Source organism: Vibrio sp. 10N.222.52.C3, from assembly GCF_041474195.1.
GTDB lineage: Bacteria > Pseudomonadota > Gammaproteobacteria > Enterobacterales > Vibrionaceae > Vibrio > Vibrio crassostreae_C.
Window position 1 is genome coordinate 1 of record NZ_JBFRTQ010000242.1, and the last position, 5,576, is coordinate 5,576.

The 5,576-nt window shown below is 37.7% G+C and carries 7 protein-coding genes; 2 read left to right on the forward strand and 5 right to left on the reverse strand.

Features of this window, described 5'->3' with window-relative positions:
- The 5 genes from AB4517_RS22675 to AB4517_RS22695 form a co-directional block, all read right to left on the reverse strand.
- Window positions 1-680 (reverse strand): hypothetical protein (locus AB4517_RS22675; protein WP_372150106.1); only part of this gene is annotated, 680 nt, incomplete at its 3' end.
- Between the two features lie 345 nt (window positions 681-1,025).
- Window positions 1,026-1,445 (reverse strand): hypothetical protein, encoded by a 420-nt coding sequence (locus AB4517_RS22680; protein WP_229647365.1) that lies wholly within the window; start codon window positions 1,443-1,445, stop codon window positions 1,026-1,028.
- Window positions 1,435-2,349 carry a hypothetical protein gene (locus AB4517_RS22685; protein ID WP_372150109.1) on the reverse strand — a complete coding sequence of 305 codons (915 nt, stop codon included), beginning with the start codon at window positions 2,347-2,349 and terminating at the stop codon, window positions 1,435-1,437. Before AB4517_RS22685 ends, AB4517_RS22680 begins: the two co-directional genes overlap by 11 nt.
- Window positions 2,350-2,907: 558 nt before the next feature.
- Window positions 2,908-3,486 (reverse strand): hypothetical protein, encoded by a 579-nt coding sequence (locus AB4517_RS22690; RefSeq protein WP_372150112.1) that lies wholly within the window; start codon window positions 3,484-3,486, stop codon window positions 2,908-2,910.
- Entirely contained in the window at window positions 3,486-4,496 is a 1,011-nt protein-coding gene (locus tag AB4517_RS22695; protein ID WP_372150115.1) for a helix-turn-helix transcriptional regulator, read from the reverse strand. The genes AB4517_RS22690 and AB4517_RS22695 overlap by 1 nt, the downstream gene beginning before the upstream one ends.
- 157 nt (window positions 4,497-4,653) lie before the next feature.
- Between AB4517_RS22695 and AB4517_RS22700 the strand changes: the two genes are divergently transcribed.
- Window positions 4,654-5,328 carry a hypothetical protein gene (locus AB4517_RS22700; RefSeq protein ID WP_372150117.1) on the forward strand — a complete coding sequence of 225 codons (675 nt, stop codon included), beginning with the start codon at window positions 4,654-4,656 and terminating at the stop codon, window positions 5,326-5,328.
- 66 nt (window positions 5,329-5,394) lie between these two features.
- The gene (locus AB4517_RS22705; protein WP_372150119.1) at window positions 5,395-5,574 is read left to right on the forward strand and encodes a hypothetical protein; all 180 of its coding nucleotides are present in this window, start codon (window positions 5,395-5,397) and stop codon (window positions 5,572-5,574) included.
- The last annotated feature ends 2 nt before the right edge of the window (window positions 5,575-5,576 follow it).

Below are 5,576 nucleotides of genomic sequence, written 5' to 3' on the forward strand. Positions count from 1 at the left end.
TCATCAGATGACTCTATATATTTAGATGTAAATTCTTCATCTTTTAGCAATGAATTTAAATAAGCTGTTGATGATGAGTTAAATTTAAATGTAAATTGAATTTTTGGTTGTTCTACACTTTTGAACGATGCTCTAGAATTAAAGTAGCGTATTAATCTATTAGTTCGCTGTGCGACAACTCTTTTGCTTCCCTTCGCATATTGTGATAGTGACATGTCATATATAAAAGAGTTTGCTTTTCTTTTAATAGAGAAATCATTAGCTTCTACACCAGTCAGATTATTTGCCTTAACCAATTTTATCTTATGTCGATGAACAAACCGTGATAAGTCTTCTTCAAACACAAAGTCATGGTTACTTAATACTGATGAAGTGTTTAAATACATATTAACAAGGCAGATGTGATAATTTGATGTGATGTTATCAAACCACACAATCATTCCGCTAGAGTCTGTCCCTGCATGTGCAGCCTCTATAAAGTCGAGGATTGTACTTTTGCCAACCCCATTCTTACCAATGATTGCACTACAGGCTAATCCTTGATAATAGTCAAGGTTGTTTGGAGTGAATTTTACGGTTAGTAGCTCATTTGAATAATGACATTTATGGGACCCATTGATTGGTATGTCAATATCTTTCAGTGCTTTGTGTTCTTGAATATAAAGATAAGCTAATTTCATTCATTTACCGCCAACGTGCTGTTTAACATCAATAATTCTGTTGTCGCCGAGTGTGATATTGTAATAAAGAAAGCTCAAATTATCGATATAAATTTGAGTCGAGTTAAGTAGAAAGAACAGGATGTGAATGAGTAACTAATCTAAATTGTAAGAGGTACTTTCTAGTTAGAAAATGCCACGGGAAAATTCAAGCTGAGACGCTTTTGGACAAAAATGCGTTACGACAAATAGAATATTAGCAATTAATGGATAACTTCAAGTATTGAATAATAGCTTTGGGAGAGTTAGCGCATGACGCGTACATACGCTAACAGAGTAGCTTGTGCCAAGAGCATGAAAAATAATTTAATCACACAAGCTAGGGTCTAAAACATACGTCCGACTTGAGGATTTTAATGTGAGTTCTTGTTCAGAGGTGCATTCGATATAGCTTTTCTCATGAAGTTTTACCTTCAATGCTCCATTTACCTTCCAGCCAGTTAGAAAAGCTAATACAGTTATACTCCCAAGAATGATTATAAATATCTTGGGTATCCAGAGGAGCTTTTCCCCTGTAATCAGGCAGATGACCATGAATACAGACATAACAAACATTGCCCAAGAAAAAGCAAATGTAGAAGCATCATTAATCGCCCCACTTACGACTATTTTATCATGAAGCAGTTTATGTGCATCAAACACCCCCATAACATCGTGAGCCGATAGCAGAAAAAGTGATGAAAAAATCAAACAGAAAGCAAATGCCTTTAAGCGGTTAATTTTCATCAATTAATCTCTCTACTTCTTTTTTCATTGGTTCAGTATATCTATATTTGTCATCTACTTCAGATACTTTCTTACCAATGTAAAATGCACTTATGGCAAAGAAACCTAGTAACAATGCTGTAGGCGGGGTAGCAAACGCTAGGGTTAATCCAGCTCTTAATACTAAAGTAGCACCTTGAGCTATTACGCCTGCAACCACACCTTTAGATATATCCGCTGTAAATTGGCCGACCACTTCACCTAGCGTTTTTTCATCATGTAAAATGTAGTTAACTGCATTAACCGCACCACTAAACACAAGCTCTACATAGATGTTGCCTTTCAAGAAACTGACATTGCCTTGAACGGTATTTAGGGCGTGACCAATTTTAAGCAATTGTGGTGTTGCTTCTTGCCAACGGATACCTAGGTCTAAATATTTAGGCTTGTAGTTCTCAACCACAATATTCATTACACCATTGATATTGACAGCTTTAGCGGTTGCCCCCCAACCGCCAAGCTCTTTAGCGACCTCATAAGCGCCTCTAAGCCCCATACCTACGCCAGTGTAGTCCTTGCCATTCGAAAGCTGTCCATGCGAGTCTTTGATGAGCAAGTCTAAATACTCGTTACCTTCTTCAACAGTCAGTACCGCAATACTCACGTTCTCTTGTCGAGAGGTGTCCCACTGATATTCTTTAGCTTGCTTTTGTAAATCATCGTTCCATTCTTTTTCTGTTAGGTCGTAAGCTTGTTGGGCAGCTTCGCGTTCAGCAAGAACACGCTCTCTATTTTCAGCCCATCGTTTCTCATCGCTCGCGGTATATCTCAGCTCTTCCTGACGTTCTCGATGTTGACGTACTGCACGTTCTGTTGTGGTTTCTTGTCTTTCTTCTGGAGCTACAGGAGCGGATTCATATCTCATGGGAGTCGACTTCACTGATAAATAAAAAGGATATTAACAATATTTTCAGTGGTTTATTATCCTCAGCAAGAGGATCTGATGATTAAACCAATTAAATAGGCAACCTGACAGGTCAAATAATCATAATAAAGGTCAAATCGTGTTGAGTTGCATCATATAGGATAACTTTTTGTAGGGTAAAATGAACGACACAGATCTTGTAGAGTATTTGGTCTAGCTGATTTTGGGGCAGAAATAATTCACGAAACAGGTTGTTTCGCAATTGTGCAAGGACCTCTTGCACAATTGAGTCCGAGAGTTTGTCCAACAGCCTGTTGGGCAATTGGGAAACAGCTTGTTTCACAAATAATTCTCATGATGGTCTCTTGCGTTCTAAACACGCCTTGGGGCACTTTCTTGTTAGAAAGTGCCACGGGTAAAAATTCAAACTGAGAAGCTTTTGGACAAAACCTTGTTACGGATTTATATAAATTTGAAGCTCATAAATTAGCTCAGATATGGAAAGCAGCATAGTCATGTATAATAAATCCGATCCGTGGTTAACTAGTAAGGAGAACATCAACGAACTCGTTTAACGGCGTATAGCAAGTAGTGCTTCTTTCTATCGTCATCCATGACACAGGATGATTTCTCCATATCTTCACCTTCGAGTATTTGAGAGAGATTCACCCAAGTGTTGCTGCTGTTTGTGTAGTTTTTCTGACTGTGCAACCACCAATCTTCCCAGTCTTTTTTTTCTGTCACAGCTAATAACAATGAGTAGTGAGGGAGATGGTCATATTGATGGTCGTATTCAATGTTTGCCGATCTTTCAAAATCCGCAATTATCTGTTTACCTGATGTGGCATCAAAAAATTTTTTCGCTTCGACAGTTAAAGTAAATTTGTCTGTATCTATCACATTCAAATCAACTCTTTCTCGTGCTTTGCTACTATTATGATAAGTAAAATTACTAGCTTCTGGGAAAATTAACCACCCTTTAAGCAAGCATTGATGTGAAAAATGAAAGGTCAGATTTGCTTCTGGAATACCATTTTTATCTGAATTCATTACAGGGGTATTAACCTTTAAATGTCGCTCTAGCTCTTTTGCTGTCGCTTTGATGCTTTCGGTTACATCTCTTATCACAGAATCCATTAATTTTGACCTCTTCTATAGTGACCAACTGCGGCCATAAGTGTTTGTTCAATATGCTCTCGCAAGTAAAGTGGTTCAAGCACCGTGGCACGATTACACATCGATAATAACCATCCACGGAAACCAATCGTATCAGTGACTTGTGCCGTAACAATATAACCTCCCGTATCGTTATCGAATTCTTGACATAAACTCAACGGCGTTTCTTCAAGCAATCTTTTTAAAACATCATCAATCCACAACTTAATCATTATCATTTCGTTGGATTGAGTTGCTTGCTCTTCCAATTGTCCAGAATCAATAAAGTCACTAAGATTAAAATCTGAAGGAATTTGTGAAGTGAGGTTACTAAGCACAGGGTTAGTAATACGCTGCGTTAATAGTTTGACGGTTTGTTGCCGACCATCAAAATGCCCGATGAGATACGTTCGTTCACCTCTAATAACTACACCATACGGATGGAAATCGTATCGCTTAGAATTACTTCTAGAGATGGATTGGTGATCCAGCCTCAAGCATTTTTCTTGTAATACAGCTTGATACAATACTTCTAAATCATCGCAGTTTCTATAGAGAGGTAGCAGTTGAAATCCGCTATTTATCGCCACTATTTTGTGGTTCCATAATCTTTTTTTTCGGAGGTTTTGCTCAACCAAAAACGCCTTTGATTTAAAAATATAACTATTGAGCGAATGCTGCATTGACTTTGTGAGCAACGGATAAAGGTATTTTTCAACCATGATAAACGTAACGGCTGTCGTCAGATCCATCTTTGAAAATGGCAAGCCTTCTGGATTCTCGCAATACCAACCTTTTGGCTTGCTACCATCGTTGACCAGGCTGAATAGCTCAGAAAGTTCGATTAAATCACGCTGAATAGTTCGTAATGAAGCGCTGATATTTTCTGTTGAAAGCTGCTCCATAAGCTCTGGTGCTGTTACAGGATGGCGACTGAGTTTAGAGAGAATAGCCAGCTTTCTAACGCTACTCGGGTTAGATTTTGAATTCATCGTAAAATCCAGATTATCTGTTTTATCAGCAGTATATACTTAAATATCTTCTAGTTGAACATCAAGCGACATGATATGACGCTTGATCATTTCAACATCTAGTCTTGTCTATAAATCGAATCAATAATGTCTTTAACGAAACAGGTAAGGACTAACAATGAATACAATAAAAGACAACTTTTTCATACAAGACCCAGACAACAAACACATGAGTGATTTAGCAATTATCTGCAATCAACTGGAAAGTCGGTATACAAAAATGGAGTATTTACAAAGTGAGGACTTTACTTTAGAAGTCGCATATAAAACTGTAAGTATTCGTGGTGACTATCTGAAGTTCATTCCTGAACATTTAAAAACACGAGAACTCTGTTTAATGGCTGTCAGTGATATGATTGACGCTGTGCTTTACGTCCCTAGTGTCCATATCGATCAAGATTTTATTGACTTTACATTTTCTTCAGATGACCAAGTTTTGTACTTCAGAGATGAAGAAGTGCTTTTGTACAATCAGTTTTACTCGGCCTTGCCCAAATCCTTACTTAAATCTTGGCACTATAAAAAGCTTATAGAGTTTAATGGCATTTTTTTACAATGGTTGCCTGAGGAGTTCATCGACTATGACATATGTTACAAAGCATTAACCGCTAGGGGGAATGGCTATCTAATCAAGTATGTTCCGAGGGAATTAATCGATAGTCCTATATGCTATCAAGCACTTGAAAGTGATAGCGAGGCTCGTTCGTTTATTCCAGAGGCTCTTTGGGATGCACATTGTGAACGCATTATAAAAAAGAATGATAAGGGTAGATATCCTCGACGATTACTCTGAAGGCAATGTTAATTTATTAATACAGCGTAGCACTACACCCACTCAACCAATAATAAGGAAAGAGCGATGAAACAAGATGATAAACGTTTAGCTTATTTAAAATGGCCAGATGGGAAGATTACAGTAGAGCTAATTTGTCTAGGCAAGAATGGTTGTGGCTTCCATCTAAACAATGAGTTTTTTAGAAAATCTATGGAGTATGATAATCCATTTTCAACAGATATGGGAACTGTAGTGGTACGCTGAAT

What these genes read in the sequence shown, in the direction of transcription:
- AB4517_RS22695 (WP_372150115.1), bottom strand. Translation starts at nt 4,496, where the DNA reads ATGAATTCAAAATCTAACCCGAGTAGCGTTAGAAAGCTGGCTATTCTC.
- AB4517_RS22705 (WP_372150119.1), top strand. Translation starts at nt 5,395, where the DNA reads ATGAAACAAGATGATAAACGTTTAGCTTATTTAAAATGGCCAGATGGG.
- AB4517_RS22680 (WP_229647365.1), bottom strand. Translation starts at nt 1,445, where the DNA reads ATGAAAATTAACCGCTTAAAGGCATTTGCTTTCTGTTTGATTTTTTCA.
- AB4517_RS22700 (WP_372150117.1), top strand. Translation starts at nt 4,654, where the DNA reads ATGAATACAATAAAAGACAACTTTTTCATACAAGACCCAGACAACAAA.
- AB4517_RS22685 (WP_372150109.1), bottom strand. Translation starts at nt 2,349, where the DNA reads ATGAGATATGAATCCGCTCCTGTAGCTCCAGAAGAAAGACAAGAAACC.
- AB4517_RS22690 (WP_372150112.1), bottom strand. Translation starts at nt 3,486, where the DNA reads ATGGATTCTGTGATAAGAGATGTAACCGAAAGCATCAAAGCGACAGCA.